The following is a 17180-nucleotide window of genomic DNA, read 5'->3' as shown; positions in this document are numbered from 1 at the left end:
AAGTTGAGAGTGATGAAGAGAGAAAAGGCGGTGATGCAAGCTCTAAGAGAAAGAGCGAATAAATTTGCTGTAAAGCGGAAGAAGAAAAGAAATATCGTCCTATTTGCTATTGGGATGTTTCTTGCAAATGTTTCTTGGGGTATAGCCTTTCCCTATCTGAGTGTCTATATGAGGATAATTGGAGGTACAATGCTCTTCGTTGGTCTCTTGAGTGTGGTGTTCAACATCACCTCAACAGTCTTTCAGTATCCATTTGGATATCTCTCAGATAAAACTCAAAAGAGAAAGCCTTTCATAGCCTTTGGTGTCTTTTCCTCGGGTTTGATCTATGTTTTTATGGCTCTGGTTTCTTCACCAATATTTCTTTTAACTTTGAGAGCTTTTCAGGGGGCTTTAACTTCAGCCATGATGCCAGCTCATTCTGCGTTAATTTCAGAACTTTCAACCAGGGTTGGTTCAGCCTTTGGATTCTTTAGCTCCGTTGAAAACGCTGGCTTCATGCTTGGGAACTTTCTTGGGAGTATTATTGTTGAATATTTAGGAATTAAAGGAGTATTCTTTGTTGCGTTCTTATTTGCTGCCTTTGGCACTCTGTTTATTCTGATGATAAGCGAAAAGGGAAGGTCTAAAAAGAGAGACTTTGGCATAATAGCAGTTCAAGAAGCGAGAGAAAGCGACAAAGTGACATTTGAAGGTGCAGCTTTTAGAAGGCTGATGCAGGGAAATTTAAGGATTTTCTACATCTCAGTGTTTCTGGTGATGATAGCGTCAGGAGAAGTGTACTCTGTTTTGTCTGTTTATTTTGGTGAGCTTTTTGGAGAAAGATGGGTTGGAATTCTTTTTGGAGTAGATTCTTTAGCTGCTGCAGTGAGTGCAGTTTTTATAGGAAAGCTGATAGACAGATATGGCACAAGGCTTTTCTACATTTTATCAATTGCTGGCTATATGGCCGTTTTTACCGGCTATATCTTTGCTACAAGCCTTTGGCTTATGGTTGCAGTTTGTGTGTTCTCTGGAATTAAGTGGTCAATGACAATTAGCTCTGCTTCGACATATGTAGCATTGAAGGTCAAGACAAGTGAGAAAGCACAGGCGATGGGACTTCTAAATACCATGATGAGTCTCGGTTGGGTCATTGGTCCTATGTTAGGAGGTTATTTGGCTGGAATCAGCTTTAGGCTCATGTTTCTCTCGACTTTGGTCCCCCTCGGGCTTGCGCTTATCTTAACCCTTAAACTTCAAGAATAATGCACTCAGGAGGAACGTATTTGACTATTCTAACGTTTTTGCCAGCTTTGTATATCTTGTAACCCTTTCTCCTTAAGCATTCTGCATCAACAACGAGAATTACAACATCCCGTCCATGCCTCAAGCCAGTGTAGTATGCCTCAGTCTTATCTGTCGTTAAGTGAACAAATCTCCTCTTCATGGGCTTTAATCCTTCTCCCAGGATTTTGTTTAGGTTTTTTCGTGGTGTCCCATGATAGAGGATTCTGCTTTCTTTGTCTTCCTCGTGGTCTAAAAACACATCATAGCTATGCCCGTAGCGGGCTCTAATTTTACCATCCCTAATTTCGAATCTCCCCTTTGGATCGAGCTCAACAATAGCTCTGACGTGCTCTTCTTCAACCCAAGGATAAACACTTTTAAGGGCTTTAACGAACTCGTCAAGCTCAATAAAGCCGAAATCATCTGGATCGAGGTTGAATTCCCACGGAGAGTGTCTCAAAATGTAAGTCATGAGCTTGCTCAACTTAACCCTTCTTCTGCCATCTAAGAACAGCTTACCTTTATGTTCTTCTGTGAATTTGCCGTTGTGAATGTAGATGTCCCTCATAGGAAGTTCACCAGAAGAGAGTGTAAAAAGAAGGGAAAAATCACTTAAACCTCCTTAAGGCCATCTCCGCTGCAACGGTTATTGGATCAATGGTCGGACTTATTGGTGGAGCATAGGCAGTTTCGAGGTAAATGATGTCCTCAACTGTGGCATTTTTCTGTGCTAAAGCAGAAAGAGTCATTATTCTGCCCCAAACTCTCTCGCCACCTACTATCTGGGCTCCAATTAATTTTCTGTCTTCTTTTCCGAAAACCAGCTTAACGTGAATTGGCTTTCCGCCAGGATAGTACTCTGGCTTTGTTGAGCCTTTGAATTTTCCAACGACAACATCAATTCCCTCTTTCTTAGCTCTCTCCTCTGTCATTCCAAAAGTTCCAATTTCAAGATCAAAAAGCTCTGTTATTGCCGTGTTGAACACGGGCTTGAACTTCACGTTTTTGCCGAAGACATTCTCAGCAGCAACCTTTGCCATCCTCACAGCAGTTGTACCGAGCTGACTGAGGGTTCGTTTACCTGTTACTGCATCAAAGACCTCTGCACAGTCTCCTATAGCGTAAATGTCTGGGTCGCTGGTTTGTAGATACTCATTTACAACTATTCCTTTATTGACTTCGAGACCTGCTTTTTTAGCTAAATCAACGTTGGCTCTAACTCCAGTAGCTACAAGAACGAGATCGGCCTCGATTTCTTCGTCTCCAATCTTGACAGCTTTGACTGGGCTTCCAATTATCTCGCTTACTCCAACACCGAATCTAAAGCTTATGCCTTTCTCTTCTAAGTACTGCTGCACAATTCTTGCCATATCCTTGTCGAGCATGGTTGGTAATAAATGTTCTAAAAGCTCTACAACTAAAACCTCCATACCGAGCTCTCTGAATGCCACAGCTCCCTCTAATCCAATGAGGCCAGCACCGATAACAACAGCTTTCTTCGGCTTTCTCTCCTCGATATAAGCTTTGATTTTTCTCACATCATCCATGCTCTTAAGTGTAAAGACACCCTCATTTTCAACCCCTTTTATTGGAGGCACGAAGGCTCTTGAACCCGTTGCCAAGACGAGCTTATCATAGGGAACTTCACCTTTGTCCGTAATCACAACTTTCCTCTCTCTGTCAATTTCCTTTGCCTCCGTCTCAAGCATCAGTTGGATTTTCTGCTTCTCATAAAAGCTGTTTGGAAAGACAACTATGTCTTCAAGCTTTGGTATTTTTCCGCTGAGAACAAACGGCAAGGCACAGGGTGAGTACTGCATGGTCTTTTCCTTCCCGATGACAATAATCTCAGCCTTTCTGTCAATTTTCCTTGCAAAAAGTGCAAAATTGCTTCCAGCTGTTCCAGAACCAATAACAACAATTCTCATCACTACCACCAAAGGAAAATTGAAAAGAGGGTATAAAAATCTATTCAGCGCATCCACTTTCTTGCGATGACTGCAACGATAAGTGCCATAAAGACTGCACCTGTGAGGGCTTCTATTGCACTTAGAGCTTTAAGCCAGCCAGTTGGATGCATGTCGCCATAGCCAAGGGTGGTGAAGGTTACGAGGGAGTAGTAGAGGGCATCCCAGAAGCTGGAGATTGGAGCATTGCACACAACGCCGTTAGAGGTGACAGTTGAATGAATACAAACTGTCCCAAACCCAGCTTTTTGACCAAGCCAATACAGCAGAGTAGAACCAAGAATAACAATTAACGACGATTCCAGAACTCGTTCCCAGCTTGTTCCATATAGTGAAACCCAATCTCCTATGACTACCTCAGTCACGTATCCTAGAACATAGAGGGTACTAATTAGTAATATTGCGAATGTCACGACTAAAGCTGTTAGAGGATAAATCGTGAATGTGAGTAGTATCAACTTTAGGAACTCCAAAAGACTCTCCGAATCTTTCCTCATCCAGCCAGTTCCTTTCTCGGAGAGGTTTAGCAAGTACTTAATCACTCGCACATTCAAAGCTCGGTTTAATGCTCTATTAAATAGCTCCAATTTTCGTAGTTTTCGTTTGGCGCGCATTTCGATAACGAACATCCTATCGGCCTCTTCGCGTTTTCCTTCTTTTTCAAAGCTGAGGCGCTGGACGCGGGCGGCTTCGATCAGGGCGTCGGTTCTTTTAAATAACGATAAGAATCCTTCTTCATAGAGACTGCCATCTTCTTTGTAGTCTATAATGCTGATACCTTTTCTAATATCGACGTTAGAGAAGTCAAGTTTGCCGTAGAATTTGTATTCATATTCCTTGGGCTTTCCTTTAAGTGAAACCGGTTCATTAAAAGTAACACCTTCAAATAAACAGTCACCTTTGAATATTGTTTTGTCAAAATATACATACCCGTTGAAAGTAGTTGCTGAAAAATCTGCGTTTTTCTCAAAAATACATCTTTCAAAATCACTACTTAATTCAAAACACGCCTCCGAAAATTTTGCATCCCCCAGAAATCTGCATTTCTGGAAGTTTGATTTGCCAAAAAACATTGTCTCTTCAAAATTTGCTGTTTTATCGAAGGTTGCATTCTCAAAGTATGTTTCTCTACGAAATTCAGTCCTCTCAAAAACAGCGTTTCCATTAAACATTGAATTCTCAAAGTATGCTGACATTTCAAACGTTGCATCTGAAAATCTACTTACTCCATTGAACTGTGCTTTTTCAAAGATTGTGTTTCCTTTAAATATTGCAGAGTCAAATATTGCCTCATTTTTGAATACGGCTCCTTCAAATGTAGTGTAGCCAATAAATATTGCCGATCTAAAGTTTGCCTTCTTTTCAAAAATTGCATACTCAAAGGAAAATGCCACATCTGTAGGAATCTCGGGGAATACAAACTTTTCACAACGTAGGGACAACCTAAATCTGTAATTTGCCCTGTGGGAGTATGTAGTGCCACCCACAGGAATATTCTTAGAGAAATGAAGGTTGTATTCAAAATTCTCTAATTTTCTTACTGCAATGCCTTTGATATTAAGTACATAACCAAAAAACTTCAGAACTAGCTTATTGTAAAACTTCCTTGCTTCTTTTTCATCTTTATCCGGCTTGCGAAAAATGCAGTACTCTTGGTCAGCCATTTCGGGGTCGCAGTTCCCAAAATGAGCCATCTTGCACATGAATGTATGTTACTCTGCAAAACTATAAAAATTTTATCAAAAATTAAGCAAAAAACGGAAATTCAGTCTTCAGGCTCAACAATCGTTCCGTTGTGCTTTCCTCTGATGACATCAAAGAGGTTTATCGCATCGTTTTTGCCAACAACATAAGTCCTAATTTTTCCTCTTTGGATGAACTTAGCAGCGAGAGCATCAACTACGCTGCTCCCTCCAGCTTTGCTTTCTCCCTGCATGGCAATTTCAACGAGCTGAGCGGTTGTAATCTTCCTGAGCTTTTTGGCATTTGGATTCTCCCTTGGATCGCTGTCGTAAACGCCGTCAACATTTGTGATTACAACTAAAAGGTCTGCCTGCAGATATTCAGCCAAAAGAGCGGCAACGGCATCTGTTGTATGACCTGGGTGGGTTCCACCCATGATCGGTATCTTTTTGAGCTGTATGACCTCCCAGGCTTTTCTGAAGTCCTGAACAACGAATGGGTAAGCCTTCTCCCCAAGAGCTGCTATGAGGAGCATTGCATTTGCCCTCGTAATATGGATACCTATGTAGTCCTTGAACGTCTCGTTTGGTGTAAATGTTTTTGCCGCTTTAATGTATTCTCTTGAAACCTTTCCACCTCCAACGACGACAGCGACTTCGTGATCTTCACTTATCTTGACGAGCTGGTAAGCAATCTTTTTGATAAAATCAATATCAGGCTTATCAGGAACGAGAACAGAACCCCCGATATCAAAGACTATCCTCATGATGACCCTCACGAAGTTAATCTTGTATGCTTTATAACTTTTTCTTAGCGTTAAACTTGTCAAATTGTCAGAATGACAAAATCTCCTAGCTTACCTATATAAGCATAAAGCTTATTTATGTTTATCAAATAAATCACTTATGGGAGAGTGATGGATAATGGAACCTCATGAATTTAAGCTTAATGAGGAGGGCCTTAAGGCTGTTTTACCACCGCTAGAGGCAGAAATTATGGAGTATATGTGGAAAGTAAAGGTAGCCACGGCTGGAGAGGTTTATGAGCACATGAAGAAGAAGCACCCGGAGATGAGGCGTTCAACAGTTAGTATACTGATGAATCGTCTTTGTGAGCGAGGGCTTTTAAAGAGAAGCGTTGAAACAGGAAGGGGAGGCATGAGATACGTTTATAGTATAACAACAACCAGAGAGGAATTCGAAAAGAGGGTTGTTGAGACAATATTAAATGCATTAATGAGCAATTTCAAAGAGGCGACATTTGCATACCTTTCGAAAATAAAGAAGTGATCTAGATGCTGAGGTTTATTGTATTAGCCCAGCTCCTCATTACATTATTATATTTAGGTAAATTTGGATTAGTTACTATATTTGGTGCTGTTTCGTTCTTGTTTTTAACCTATATTTGGATAACAAGACACTCCATTACAAAAGATTACTCAAAGTTACAGTGGGACGAAATGCCTTGGCTTTATGATGGCATTGCAAGGATGGCAAATAAGGCTGGAATAGGTATGCCTTATGTTTATATTCTCGATGATTACATTCCCAATGCTTATTCATTTGGGAATTCCATAGTCCTTTCATTAGGTCTGTTTGAAGTTCTTGATGAAGATCAGATTTTAGGTGTTGCTGCTCATGAAATTGGCCACATTAAGAATGGGGACACAATACTTTTTCCCTTGGTGGCATATGTCAGATATTTAATGCTCTTTCTTAGTATTGTGATTGCTGTATTTGTTCATACGGCAGTATCGGTGATTTTGTCTTTTGGGCTGTATATCCTCTATGAGCTCGAGAGGGTTAAATTCTTCAAGGAAAGAGAATTCAAGGCTGACGAAACTGCACTCTATCTATTGGACAGGCCTTTTGCTCTTAAAGAAGCACTCGAGGAGCTTAAATACTATGAGGATCTGAGAATGAATGTTAGGGCGTCAGCTTTGCCTGGAATTGAGCCAAATATTGAAAGGAAGCAAAAAAAGAGTTTTATGGCTACCCATCCAAGTTACGATGAGAGGATATGGAAGATTATTGTAGAGATTGAAGGGAGGGCGTTTAGGGATACTCTCAAGTGATAACGTTAGTTTCCAAAAATTCTTTAAGAATAACCCCCAATTCTTTCATGGGTGAGATTGTGGCGGTTGAGATTATCCTTGATAGAGAAAAAGCGGAGAAAATAAAGGACATTCGCCCTACTAAGGATGAATATTTCATGCTGATAGCAAAGCTTGTTTCACTTAGAGCCACCTGCCCAAGGCTGAGGGTTGGAGCAGTTGCTGTTAAAGATGGATACATCCTTGCAACAGGCTATAATGGAGCTCCGAGAGGTATGGATCACTGCATTGATGTTGGCTGTCTAATTGTTGATGGACATTGCCACAGAGCAGTTCATGCCGAACAGAACGTTATAGCGATGGCGGCAAGAAAGGGGATAAGCCTTGAAGGAGCAACACTTTATGTTACTCATTTTCCTTGCGATACTTGCTTCAAGCTCCTAGTAAATGCAGGAATAAAAGAAATTGTCTACGAGGAAATGTACCCTAATGAAGCAACGGAAATTCTGCTTAAGGAGGCTCAAGAAAAGGGTATAATAAAAATTAGGCAGTTTAAACTTTCTAAAGATAGGGTTAAAGCATTCCTAGAGGAGCTATTTGCAAATGAGTTTTGTGGGAAAGATTAGTCTTTTTTCTTAATTTCCTCCAATTTCTCGTTAATTTCTTCCAATTCTATTGCAAGCTTCCTTGTAAGCTCTGTTATTTCTCTTTCTGCTTTATCGACTGCAAGATAAACTCTGAATATCATTAAGTAGCTTATCCCAATGGCTACTACAAAGAGGGAATCTATACCCCTACCAAGTCCAAGGATTCTTTTTATCTCAAGTGAAATCTCTACTGGCTTAAGAGAAATTATTAGCATTGCCACAAGTAGAGATTCCCAAAATAGCAAGTCTCTCCAGTCGAATTCTTTCTTGCCATATTCGCTCAGAACATAGAGCATGAGACTGATTATGCCCACAAGTGCTATATATTGAACTACTAACATCATCATCACCTCAATTTATCAAAGAGCAAGTTTAGGGCAATTTTAATACCTTCAAACACATTTGTCCCTTTTTTCATAGCGTATTCGGTATAAACTGCCTTGATTGGAACTTCAACAATCCTACACCCCTTTTTGCTAGCTTCGATTATTATTTCACTTGAAACTGCATATCTGTCGCATGTTATTTTAATCTTAGATGCACACTCTTTATTAAAGCATCTTAGACCACTTTGAGAATCGCTAACATATTTACCAGCAAAAACTGCTGTTATGGTATCAAGAACAAAGTTTCCAAAGCGCTTTATAATGGGCATCTGGCTTACATCTCCTTTAAGTCTCGAACCGATAGCTAAATCAGCTTTTCCTTCAGCTACGGGCTTCATCACTCTAAGCGCATCCCCAACTAAATGTTGTCCATCGGCGTCAAAAGTTATTATAAGCTCTGCTCCTTTTTTGAGAGCAAATGTTATCCCTGTTCCAAGTGCCCCTCCAAGTCCTCTGTTGACGAGGTGTGTTAGAACTCTGACGCCTTTGCTTTTTGCTATTTCTTCTGTTTTGTCCCTGCTCCCATCATTAACTACAATTATATGCTTCGGTCTGAAGTACATCAGGAGGTCATCGAGAACCTTCCCGATAGTAAGCTCTTCATTGTATGCTGGAACAACAACATAGGCATTTAAAATTCTGTGAAAGAGAAATAAAAGTTCTTTCATGGTTGGAACTTCAAAGTCAGCTTTTTCTTCAACAGAGAAGCTCATTCTTCCGCTTTCATGCTCCGTTATTAGAATGCTTAAAGCTCCAACCTTTTTTGCTGGGATGATGTCATATCCATGATCGCCAATAACGACGGCTTTTGTGGGGGGAACTTTGAAATGTTCAAGGATTCTTTTAATATGCATTTCATTGGGCTTAACTTCTCTCCAAGAGACATCATCTCGTGTGAGAATTAACTCGAAGTAGTCTTTTATTTCGTGCATTTCTAAAGCTTTAAGAGTAGCTCTCCTGCAATTTCTGGTCATAATTGCTAATTTTATTCCTTGGCTCTTTAAGAACTCCAAAACTTCTTTTGTGCCCTCAAATAGAAAGCTTTCGTCGACTCTTTGGACTTCTAAATCTTCGAGCAACTTTTTTAACTCATTGACGTCTCTTCCAGTTTCCTCAGCAATTCTGAATAGGCTCTCATACATAGGCGTTAGATCACCTATGATTTCCTTGGGAATTCCAATCTCGAGGAGTTCTTCCTTCAGCTTTTCTTTAATCTCTGCAAAGGATGTGGGGGCGCCTATGAGTGTTCCGTCCAAGTCAAAGATTGCCAACTTTATGTCCATTGAAATCACCGAAGGATTTATTTTGTCTTTCCTCTCACTTCTTTGGGGTTGAAGATGATTTGGGTACTGATATTTATAGGGTTATCCCTCTCATTGATCTTAACTCCCTACGTAGCAAGTCTTATGAAGAAAGCGGGGATAGTGGGAAGGGACATACACAAGCTACACAAACCAGAAGTTGCTGAGATGGGAGGAATTGCCATTCTAGTATCTCTACCATTGGCTCTGATACCTGCTTTGAATGGTAATCTCTCAAAAGCTCTGTTAGTATTTCTACTCTTTGGATTGGTTGGGATTCTTGATGATCTAACAAATCTCAAGCAGTCACATAAAGTTTTGCTGTCTCTGTTAGTTTCTTTGCCCCTTTTGAGTTTGGATGTAAATAAGGAGATTGATTTACTAATTCTCACAGTTAATTTGAAAATACTGTACTACCTATTCGCTGTCTTATTTGTAACTGGTTCTGCAAACTTGGTTAACATGCTTGCGGGCTTCAATGGACTTGAAGTTGGAACTTCAGCGATAGCTCTGCTCTTTTTGGGCTTAATAACTTCAGGTGATGCCCAGATATTAGCCTTTGTGAGCTTTGCGGTTGCTCTTGGATTTTTATGGTGGAATAAGTATCCTGCAAGGGTTTTTCCAGGAGACACTGGGACTTTAAGCTTGGGGGCTTTGATAGGATTGGTAGGGATACTTGGGAAAGTAGAGCTTTTTGCTGCAATTCTTCTTGTTCCTCATGCACTTGATTTCTTGCTTAAAACAAAAATAAGGTTTAAAGGACGTCCATTAGGAAAAACGGAAGTTCTAGAAGATGGAACATTGAAAGCGCCACCATATCTGAGTTTTTTGGGGTTGATAATGAGGATAAAGAGAGTAAAAGAGTACGAACTTGTTGCAATTGTTTGGGCAATTGAGATTACTCTTGGTTTCGTTGTACTTCTTCTTCATCAATTACTTTGACCATGCCAAATCCATATTTTGTTTTTTCTCCAAATCCATTTTCATAACCGAATTTTGCTATCTCCCTTGAGCCATAGTACCTGAAAACCATAAGAGAACCGCGGAAATAGGTATCTTTAACTTTGATTCTTACGGGTTTGTATTTTATAACTTCTATTTTGAATTCCTTTTCCTCCGGCATTCTTTCTTCTATTTCAGAAAAACGCATCAGCATTATCTTTCTCAGCTTATCGTGAAATGCTTCCTCATTTGGATATAAATCCCAGATTTTCATCTTATTTCCATCAAGCTTTACTGTTCTGACCATTATTGGGCTAAGAGTTGAAAATAAGGTGCCGTCCTTTATTTTTGGTTCCCTGAGAACTTTAACCCCATCCATAACGAAGATAGAATTTTCAATCTGAAGTATAGGATTTTCAATAAATCCCTCAACTATGGATTTTATTACATCAATAACTGAAGAGGAAATGTAGAGACAAACTTCATCAGAGAGAATTTTAATGCCCTTATCTGGGATTAACTCTCTTTTTCTGACCATAATTCTCGAGAATGTAAAGTAATCTTTATGTGTGGTTTCTAAGAGTCTAGCAAGTTCTGGTGAGGTAAGGGCAACTTTCTGGATGATCTGATTATAAACATCATAGTTATAATTAAACGGGAGAATTGTCCCCTCATCTCTAGGTTTGAGCTTGATTTCTATTCTCATTAAACCCACCCTCCTGATTAAGCATTACAATATACGCATTCATTGTTAATAAGAATTTCGAGTGGGATTAGTATGCACAAGGGGATATACCAAAACTTTATAAAGAAATGGGGAAAGTGGGAGTTAGGAGAGTCTAATGAGAACAAGTTTAGATAGAGTTAAAAGTTCTTCTCGCAAAGTTAATTATGGGGGGATTAAATTATGAGTGACATTAATGATGTAGAAATTAAATCTCATGATGAATATGATGATTACATCATCTATCTAAAGAGACGTATAAGACAGCTTGAACTCCAAGTGAGAACACTTGAGGCCGATAAGGAGAGACTGGAGAGGGAGCTCTCACGTTTAAGGATGGAAATGTCGAGGTTAAGGCAACCTCCAGCATTTGCTGGAACCCTTCTCGAACTCCTTGATGATGACAGAGCGATAGTTCAGAACTATAACGGCCCAAGGTTTGTGGTCAGAATAGCACCATGGATTGAAAAAGAAAAACTCAAACCCGGGAGTAGAGTAGCACTTGATCAGAGAACTATGGCGGTTGTTGAAATATTGCCATCACCAAAGGATCCATCAGTTCTTGGATTTGAAGTAATTGAAAAACCAAACGTTACCTATAACGACATTGGTGGTTTGAAAAAGCAGCTTCAGGAGCTTAGAGAAGCAGTAGAACTTCCTCTTAAACACCCGGAGCTTTTTGAGAAGGTTGGAATAGAACCTCCAAAGGGAGTGTTGCTCTATGGTCCACCGGGATGTGGGAAAACATTGATGGCTAAAGCATTGGCTCGTGAAGTTAACGCAACGTTCATTAGGGTTGTTGGTAGTGAGCTTGTGAGAAAGTATATTGGAGAGGGTGCAAGGTTAGTCCATGAGCTCTTTGAATTAGCAAAAGAAAAAGCTCCAACAATAATCTTCATTGACGAGATTGATGCGATTGGTGCTAAAAGATTGGAAGAAACAACCGGTGGAGAAAGGGAAGTCAACAGAACTCTCATGCAGCTTTTAGCAGAACTTGATGGGTTTGATCCAAGAGGCAATGTTAAGGTTATAGCAGCAACCAACAGGCCGGATATTTTAGATCCAGCATTACTCAGACCGGGTAGATTTGACAGACTCATTGAAGTTCCATTGCCCAACTTTGAAGGAAGACTGGAAATACTTAAGGTCCACACAAGAAAGATGAACCTTAAAGGCGTTGATCTAAGAGCAATAGCGGAGATGACAGAAGGTGCAAGTGGTGCTGACCTGAAGGCAATAGCAACTGAGGCTGGAATGTTCGCCATTAGAGAGAGAAGAGAGTACGTAATTCACGAAGACTTCATAAAGGCTGTTGAGAAGGTCATAGGCTCAGAGCAAAGGTTAGCTCAACAAATAGCTATGCACGAAGTTATGTACGGATGACGTTTCTCTTTTCTATTCCAATTATACTCAATGCGATTAAATACATCAAGGGGATTGAGTAAAAGGCTTTTTCATAGCTTAGGTTATCAATCAGAATTCCCAAAAGATAGGGGCCAAGAGTGGCTCCAAAGAATCCCATCATATTGACAAATCCCATCACTGCACCTTTGTTTTCATCTGTTGCTTGTTCTGCGGTATAGGCTGTAACTATTGGTCCAACTGAATAAAAGAACAAACCAAGAATTGGAACTATTAATGGCAAAGCTGTTTTTGCTAGTAAAAATGAGAGAACAGTATTGAAGCTGAGTGATAAAAGTAAGCTCTTCTTTTTGAGTTTGTCGTAAATTACTCCACCTGTCAAAGAGCCTATAATTCCAACTATTGAAAGAATGGAAAAATATAATGAAGCTTCTCCCAAGCTTCTTCCTTTATTTACAAAGAAGTCCGGAAGAAAAGTCAGCATGCCAAAAAATGCAGCTAAGCCAATAAAATTCATAATGCTCAGCCCAATTACGTGCTTTGGAATCTTAAGCCTTGCATGTTTGATTTCGTGGACTTCACCTTTTATTGAAATCAGTAACGCAATGCCTATTATTGCACTCATAATGGAGAGAATCAAAAATGAATATCTCCACTCTAGAGTTAATGCAATAGGGACAACAATTAAAGGTGCGATTCCACTTCCTATTGGTGGGCCAACCATAAAAACACCGAGTGCTGAGCCTTTTTTCTCCTTATAAATGTCACTGATTAGAGCTGTTGCTGGAGCATAATAAAGGCCTGCAAAAATGCCGTAAAGGGCTCTTATGGTTAACAATTCCCAATAATCTTTTGCAAAAATTATGAACGCACTTGCAAAGGAATAACCAAGAATGCTGACTACAACAAGCTTTTTTCTTCCAAACCTATCTCCTAAATATCCAGCGGGGACTTGGATTAAAGCATAAGGCAAGAGGAGGGAAGTCATTAAAAGCCCTGCTTGGGCGTTGTTAATTCCAAGCTCCGCCTTGATTATAGGAATGAGGGGTGGAATAGCCATTCTGTGAGCATAGTTGAATATCCAGCCGAGGGAGAGGAGCAGTAAAAGTTTCTTCCGCATGCTTTTAGATAAAGAGTTAAGCGTTTAAAAGTTTATCTGAGATAAGGCAAGAGTTAAAAATAATCCTCCACAACTCCTTACTGGGGTAAAGATGGTCAGCAAACTAGTGGCGCTTGAAGTTTATCACAATCTCAAAGACATAGATTTCCGAATATTGAGAGGAGTAGAGCTGAATATGCGCTATCATCAGTGGGTTCCATTGGAGGATATTGCAAAATTTGCTAGGACTGATGTTGAAACTGCATCATACCGTTTAGGAAGGCTTGACAACTGGATGCTTGTAAGGAGAAGGAGTGATATCGGGTACATTGGATATCAGCTCACGATTCACGGGTATGATGTTCTGGCAATTAGAGCTTTTGCAAAGAAGGGTGTGATTGAGGCGATAAGTCAGACCCAGATTGGTGTTGGGAAAGAGGCTGACGTTTATGTTGGAATAACTCCTCAAGGAGAGAAAGTTGCGGTTAAGTTCAACCGCATTGGTAGGACAAGCTTTACCAGAATTAAGCTATATAGAAGGGATTTCATTGACAAACACCACATAAGCTGGCTTTACATTTCCCGTTTAGTTGCTGAGAGAGAATATGAGGCACTGCAGCTGCTTTCTCCTATAGCGAAAGTTCCAAAGCCTATAGCATGGAACAGACATGCAATAGTGATGGAGTTTATTGAAGGAGTTGAGCTGAGCGAGCTTAGGGATGATGACTTAACGAGAGATGAGGCTGAGGAAATCCTCAACAAGGTTTTAAAAGAATACCTTAAGATTGTACGTTTTGGGATTGTTCATTCTGATATGAGCGAGTTCAACATAGTTCTGACGGAAAATGATGATATCTTGATCATTGACTGGCCTCAGTATCTGCCAACCGCATATCCTGAGAGCCTTGAATATCTAAAGAGGGATATATCCGTTTTGTTAAATGCATTTCATAGAAGATGGAGGGTAAAAAAGGACTTTAATGAGGTTTGGAAGGAGTTTTATGAGGCTTGGTTAGAAAGTCGAGAAGGGAAAGATAATTAAGGATTAAGCGAGTACCAATGAGTGGCGAAGTGAGATGGGAGAGAAGCCAAGATTTCTGAAGAAGTTTGAAGTGTGGGAGAAGAGGCGTAAGATAGCTGAGCTTTTTAGAGAGGCTTTAGAAGCCGAAAATAGGGGAGAGCTTGAAATAGCAAAGAAAAAGCTTGATGAGATAATGGAACTCTCGAGAGATGAATTTCCTGAAATTTACTTTGAAGCATGCTTCAAGCTGGCTGAGGTTTTCTATGAGGAAGAAAACTACAGGGGCTGTGTGAAGTGTGCTTTGCGGGCTTTGTACTATGCTCCAAGCTGGGATTTATATATCTTGGGTGCAAAGAGACTGAGAGATGTTCTTTTTGTTCTCAAGCAGCGTGGACTGCTTGATAGTTTTAAAGAAAATATGGCTCTAACATGCAAACTTATTGAGGGCAATCCAGAGCTGTGCTCATTTGTAAAGGCCCTAATTTCAATTGCCGAAGGGAACAGAGAAATTGAAAAATATTTAGATGATATCAGCACCCCAGAGATTAAGGAAATCCTGACTATGTTAATCCGGGAGTAATTTTGATGTCACTTCTTCCAAATATCCCCTTCCTGGAACAATTGGAAAGTTGTAGGGCTCTTTACTTGGCTTCTCGTTGTAGTATGGTCTGTTACATCCTGGACAGCCGTGGGTCATAAATGCTTCCTCACTGAGAAGTTGAGTAAACTCGTCTTTGCTCATTCTAAAATCAACTAGATCCCCGTTCGTATTAAATTTGAAATCCTCAGCTCTTTTTATCCTTTTCTGAATTAGATATCTTGCAATTTGAATTTTCCTGTATCTAATAAGCTCTGGTGGTTTGTGATCTTCAAGCCTCGTTCCTTTTATTGGGGTGAAAGCAAAGATGGAAACTTCAGCCCCAATGTCATATGCCCTCTGAATTGTCTCAATTGCTTCTTTATCTGTCTCCCCTAACCCAATTATCAGATGAATGAAAGCCTTTCCTTTACCAAATACATCAATTATCTCATCGGCAAATTCCCACATGTCATTCCATGAGTACAATGATTCCTTTATCTCTTTATAGAGTCTCTCACTAGCGACATCCAATCCAACGCCAACATAATCAACGCCCAGTTCCTTGAACTTTTCAAGATAGTTTCTATCAACGGGAGTTATAGAAATAGAGATTGGTAGATTTAGATGATAAAAGGCACCAAGAAGTGTCAGCACATCTTCCTCTAAACCTTCATAATCAATAGTTTGTAAGCATATCCTCGCAAATTTCCCATCCTTTAACTTTTCAAGAACGGTCTTAAGGTCAAAAGCTGGCCATGTTATCCTTGAGAGTTTTCTTAAATCCGCTTTACTCTCTCTTGCTTGGGGGCAGAAAGCGCAGTTATTTATGCACCTTCCATTATGGTAAATCATTAAGTATGCTGTTGTTGGTCTTGCGAGCATTTTTGCTTTTATCAATCCCATTGCAATGGCTGTCCCATATGAGACTCTAATGAGCATCAGCTACACCTTTTTTGCTTTGGCTTTTTTCCTTTAAAAAACCTTGGGAGCTGAAGAATAATCACGGCTATTAAAATCACAGCTGGAAGGATTGGGAAAACAACCCAATAACTATCTTTCAATTGAGCGATGTAGCCAAATATAAGGGGACCAGATAGATAGCCAAGGTCAAAGAACATTGTGTAAATACTTGAGCCGAATGTCCTAATCTTCTGAGGCAATTTTGCCAATGCCATCATTTGAAGGGAAGGGATGGCAAAACCAAAACCCATTCCTAGAGGAATTGCGCTTAGATATGCTTTAGGTGGGGTTGGATTTAATGCTAACAAGGCATAGGCCAATAATAACAGTAAAAATCCAAAAGTTGCAACTGGGATTGGACCTCTTCTATCGGCCTCTCTCCCTCCGAAGACTCTCGTAAGAAGGCTAAAACCTCCCATTATGCTTGCATAAATTCCAAAGGCGCTTGTTCCTAAACCTATAACTTTATACAATGCTGGAAGAAATGTGAACATTCCACTATATGCAAGCGAGAGCAAAAGTAAAGATAGACTTGCTGCAATAAAGAATGGATTTAGGAGTAAACGATAGGAAACATTTTCGGAAGTTTCTGTCTTTTTTTGCTTATTCTTCTTTTGGTTAGTCCTGTATGCCGTCGATACAAAACCCGCTGCAATCAGAGATAGCAATATTGTAAAGATGAAAGCTGATTGGAAGCCAAAATAGTCAGCAACAAAACCACCAACTGCGGGACCAATTAGATTGCTCAAAGAGAACATCATTCCACGCCAGCCGAGGGTTTCTCCAACCCTGCCTTTTGGAGCCAGCTCGATTGCCGTTGCAAGTGAAGATGGGAAAAATAATGCCATACCAAAACCGTGAATACCTCTTCCAACTGCAAACAGTGTTAAATTTCCAAGTGAGACAGATAGTACATAAAAGACTCCAGCAACAGCACCTAAAATGCTACCTAGCATCATAACTTGAAACTTCCAACCTTTGTCTCCGAGAAATCCTCCAAAAGGCTTTAAAAAAAGAGCAACTATTGAGGATATTGACGCTATTGAACCGACTATGAGTGGAGTTGCACCTAAAAGAATTGCTAGAGGAGAGATTAAAGGAAAAACTAACGCAATGCCAAGGAAAAAGAAAAACGTTGAAAAGTGGAGTAGCCAGATGTCTTTTGAAAACTTCTTGAATGTCATAA

Annotated in this window: 18 protein-coding genes; 8 read left to right on the top strand and 10 right to left on the bottom strand. The window is 40.0% G+C overall.

Annotated features, from left to right (window positions below; all coding sequences use genetic code 11):
- Positions 1-12 precede the first annotated feature (12 nt).
- Positions 13-1248 (top strand): MFS transporter, encoded by a 1236-nt coding sequence (locus TES1_RS05505; RefSeq protein WP_042680937.1) that lies wholly within the window; start codon positions 13-15, stop codon positions 1246-1248.
- Here TES1_RS05505 and TES1_RS05500 read toward each other — a convergent pair.
- From TES1_RS05500 to pyrH, 4 genes are all read right to left on the bottom strand, one after another.
- Positions 1232-1837, bottom strand: a complete 606-nt coding sequence (locus TES1_RS05500; protein WP_084340026.1) for an RNA 2'-phosphotransferase — start codon at positions 1835-1837, stop codon at positions 1232-1234. The two genes, TES1_RS05505 and TES1_RS05500, sit on opposite strands and share 17 nt — an antisense overlap.
- A 40-nt stretch (positions 1838-1877) precedes the next feature.
- Complete coding sequence (locus tag TES1_RS05495; protein ID WP_042680935.1) at positions 1878-3197, bottom strand: NAD(P)/FAD-dependent oxidoreductase; 1320 nt, start codon at positions 3195-3197, stop codon at positions 1878-1880.
- 44 nt (positions 3198-3241) lie between these two features.
- Positions 3242-4939, bottom strand: coding sequence for a pentapeptide repeat-containing protein (locus TES1_RS05490; protein WP_042680933.1), 1698 nt, complete (start codon positions 4937-4939; stop codon positions 3242-3244).
- A 62-nt stretch (positions 4940-5001) separates the two neighbouring features.
- Positions 5002-5685 carry a UMP kinase gene (gene pyrH, locus TES1_RS05485; protein WP_042680931.1) on the bottom strand — a complete coding sequence of 228 codons (684 nt, stop codon included), beginning with the start codon at positions 5683-5685 and terminating at the stop codon, positions 5002-5004.
- A 157-nt stretch (positions 5686-5842) separates the two neighbouring features.
- Between pyrH and TES1_RS05480 the strand changes: the two genes are divergently transcribed.
- From TES1_RS05480 to TES1_RS05470, 3 genes are read left to right on the top strand one after another with little or no spacing between them, the layout of a single operon-like run.
- Positions 5843-6208 (top strand): BlaI/MecI/CopY family transcriptional regulator, encoded by a 366-nt coding sequence (locus tag TES1_RS05480; RefSeq protein WP_042680929.1) that lies wholly within the window; start codon positions 5843-5845, stop codon positions 6206-6208.
- 5 nt (positions 6209-6213) lie between these two features.
- On the top strand, positions 6214-6993 hold the full coding sequence (locus TES1_RS05475; RefSeq protein WP_042680927.1) for a M48 family metallopeptidase: 780 nt from the start codon (positions 6214-6216) through the stop codon (positions 6991-6993).
- Between the two features lie 59 nt (positions 6994-7052).
- Positions 7053-7598, top strand: coding sequence for a deoxycytidylate deaminase (locus tag TES1_RS05470; protein WP_042680925.1), 546 nt, complete (start codon positions 7053-7055; stop codon positions 7596-7598).
- Here the strand turns inward: TES1_RS05470 and TES1_RS05465 are convergent.
- Together TES1_RS05465 and TES1_RS05460 are read right to left on the bottom strand one after the other, a co-directional pair.
- The gene (locus TES1_RS05465) at positions 7595-7966 is read right to left on the bottom strand and encodes a DUF2304 domain-containing protein (protein ID WP_320406860.1); all 372 of its coding nucleotides are present in this window, start codon (positions 7964-7966) and stop codon (positions 7595-7597) included. The two genes, TES1_RS05470 and TES1_RS05465, sit on opposite strands and share 4 nt — an antisense overlap.
- Complete coding sequence (locus tag TES1_RS05460; RefSeq protein WP_042680921.1) at positions 7966-9288, bottom strand: HAD-IA family hydrolase; 1323 nt, start codon at positions 9286-9288, stop codon at positions 7966-7968. Before TES1_RS05460 ends, TES1_RS05465 begins: the two co-directional genes overlap by 1 nt.
- Positions 9289-9342: 54 nt before the next feature.
- On the opposite strand from TES1_RS05460, the gene TES1_RS05455 reads away from it, so the two are divergent.
- Entirely contained in the window at positions 9343-10248 is a 906-nt protein-coding gene (locus TES1_RS05455; RefSeq protein WP_042680919.1) for an MraY family glycosyltransferase, read from the top strand.
- Here the strand turns inward: TES1_RS05455 and cas6 are convergent.
- Positions 10205-10954, bottom strand: coding sequence for a CRISPR-associated endoribonuclease Cas6 (gene cas6, locus TES1_RS05450; RefSeq protein ID WP_042680917.1), 750 nt, complete (start codon positions 10952-10954; stop codon positions 10205-10207). The two genes, TES1_RS05455 and cas6, sit on opposite strands and share 44 nt — an antisense overlap.
- Positions 10955-11155: 201 nt before the next feature.
- Here cas6 and TES1_RS05445 point away from each other — a divergent pair, with 201 nt between their 5' ends.
- Positions 11156-12355 (top strand): proteasome-activating nucleotidase, encoded by a 1200-nt coding sequence (locus TES1_RS05445; protein ID WP_042680915.1) that lies wholly within the window; start codon positions 11156-11158, stop codon positions 12353-12355.
- Here TES1_RS05445 and TES1_RS05440 read toward each other — a convergent pair.
- A complete protein-coding gene (locus TES1_RS05440; protein WP_042680913.1) occupies positions 12342-13454 on the bottom strand; it encodes an MFS transporter in 1113 nt (370 codons plus the stop codon). The two genes, TES1_RS05445 and TES1_RS05440, sit on opposite strands and share 14 nt — an antisense overlap.
- Before the next feature lie 91 nt (positions 13455-13545).
- Here TES1_RS05440 and TES1_RS05435 point away from each other — a divergent pair, with 91 nt between their 5' ends.
- Together TES1_RS05435 and TES1_RS05430 are read left to right on the top strand one after the other, a co-directional pair.
- Entirely contained in the window at positions 13546-14475 is a 930-nt protein-coding gene (locus TES1_RS05435; protein ID WP_042680911.1) for a serine/threonine-protein kinase RIO2, read from the top strand.
- 34 nt (positions 14476-14509) lie between these two features.
- Positions 14510-15034: a hypothetical protein gene (locus TES1_RS05430; protein WP_042680909.1), complete on the top strand. Its 525-nt coding sequence runs from the start codon at positions 14510-14512 to the stop codon at positions 15032-15034.
- Here the strand turns inward: TES1_RS05430 and TES1_RS05425 are convergent.
- A complete protein-coding gene (locus TES1_RS05425) occupies positions 15020-15973 on the bottom strand; it encodes a radical SAM protein (protein WP_042680907.1) in 954 nt (317 codons plus the stop codon). The genes TES1_RS05430 and TES1_RS05425 overlap by 15 nt on opposite strands.
- Positions 15973-17178: an MFS transporter gene (locus TES1_RS05420; protein WP_042680905.1), complete on the bottom strand. Its 1206-nt coding sequence runs from the start codon at positions 17176-17178 to the stop codon at positions 15973-15975. Before TES1_RS05420 ends, TES1_RS05425 begins: the two co-directional genes overlap by 1 nt.
- Positions 17179-17180: the final 2 nt, after the last annotated feature.

The sequence above is a fragment of the Thermococcus paralvinellae genome, from assembly GCF_000517445.1.
GTDB lineage: Archaea > Methanobacteriota_B > Thermococci > Thermococcales > Thermococcaceae > Thermococcus_B > Thermococcus_B paralvinellae.
The sequence above is the reverse complement of the archived record's forward strand: the minus strand, read 5'-3'. Positions and strand labels throughout refer to the sequence as shown.

What these genes read in the sequence shown, in the direction of transcription:
- TES1_RS05505 (WP_042680937.1), top strand. Translation starts at nt 13, where the DNA reads ATGAAGAGAGAAAAGGCGGTGATGCAAGCTCTAAGAGAAAGAGCGAAT.
- TES1_RS05500 (WP_084340026.1), bottom strand. Translation starts at nt 1,837, where the DNA reads ATGAGGGACATCTACATTCACAACGGCAAATTCACAGAAGAACATAAA.
- TES1_RS05495 (WP_042680935.1), bottom strand. Translation starts at nt 3,197, where the DNA reads ATGAGAATTGTTGTTATTGGTTCTGGAACAGCTGGAAGCAATTTTGCA.
- TES1_RS05490 (WP_042680933.1), bottom strand. Translation starts at nt 4,939, where the DNA reads ATGTGCAAGATGGCTCATTTTGGGAACTGCGACCCCGAAATGGCTGAC.
- pyrH (WP_042680931.1), bottom strand. Translation starts at nt 5,685, where the DNA reads ATGAGGATAGTCTTTGATATCGGGGGTTCTGTTCTCGTTCCTGATAAG.
- TES1_RS05480 (WP_042680929.1), top strand. Translation starts at nt 5,843, where the DNA reads ATGGAACCTCATGAATTTAAGCTTAATGAGGAGGGCCTTAAGGCTGTT.
- TES1_RS05475 (WP_042680927.1), top strand. Translation starts at nt 6,214, where the DNA reads ATGCTGAGGTTTATTGTATTAGCCCAGCTCCTCATTACATTATTATAT.
- TES1_RS05465 (WP_320406860.1), bottom strand. Translation starts at nt 7,966, where the DNA reads ATGATGATGTTAGTAGTTCAATATATAGCACTTGTGGGCATAATCAGT.
- TES1_RS05460 (WP_042680921.1), bottom strand. Translation starts at nt 9,288, where the DNA reads ATGGACATAAAGTTGGCAATCTTTGACTTGGACGGAACACTCATAGGC.
- TES1_RS05455 (WP_042680919.1), top strand. Translation starts at nt 9,343, where the DNA reads ATGATTTGGGTACTGATATTTATAGGGTTATCCCTCTCATTGATCTTA.
- cas6 (WP_042680917.1), bottom strand. Translation starts at nt 10,954, where the DNA reads ATGAGAATAGAAATCAAGCTCAAACCTAGAGATGAGGGGACAATTCTC.
- TES1_RS05445 (WP_042680915.1), top strand. Translation starts at nt 11,156, where the DNA reads ATGAGTGACATTAATGATGTAGAAATTAAATCTCATGATGAATATGAT.
- TES1_RS05440 (WP_042680913.1), bottom strand. Translation starts at nt 13,454, where the DNA reads ATGCGGAAGAAACTTTTACTGCTCCTCTCCCTCGGCTGGATATTCAAC.
- TES1_RS05435 (WP_042680911.1), top strand. Translation starts at nt 13,546, where the DNA reads ATGGTCAGCAAACTAGTGGCGCTTGAAGTTTATCACAATCTCAAAGAC.
- TES1_RS05430 (WP_042680909.1), top strand. Translation starts at nt 14,510, where the DNA reads ATGGGAGAGAAGCCAAGATTTCTGAAGAAGTTTGAAGTGTGGGAGAAG.
- TES1_RS05425 (WP_042680907.1), bottom strand. Translation starts at nt 15,973, where the DNA reads ATGCTCATTAGAGTCTCATATGGGACAGCCATTGCAATGGGATTGATA.
- TES1_RS05420 (WP_042680905.1), bottom strand. Translation starts at nt 17,178, where the DNA reads ATGACATTCAAGAAGTTTTCAAAAGACATCTGGCTACTCCACTTTTCA.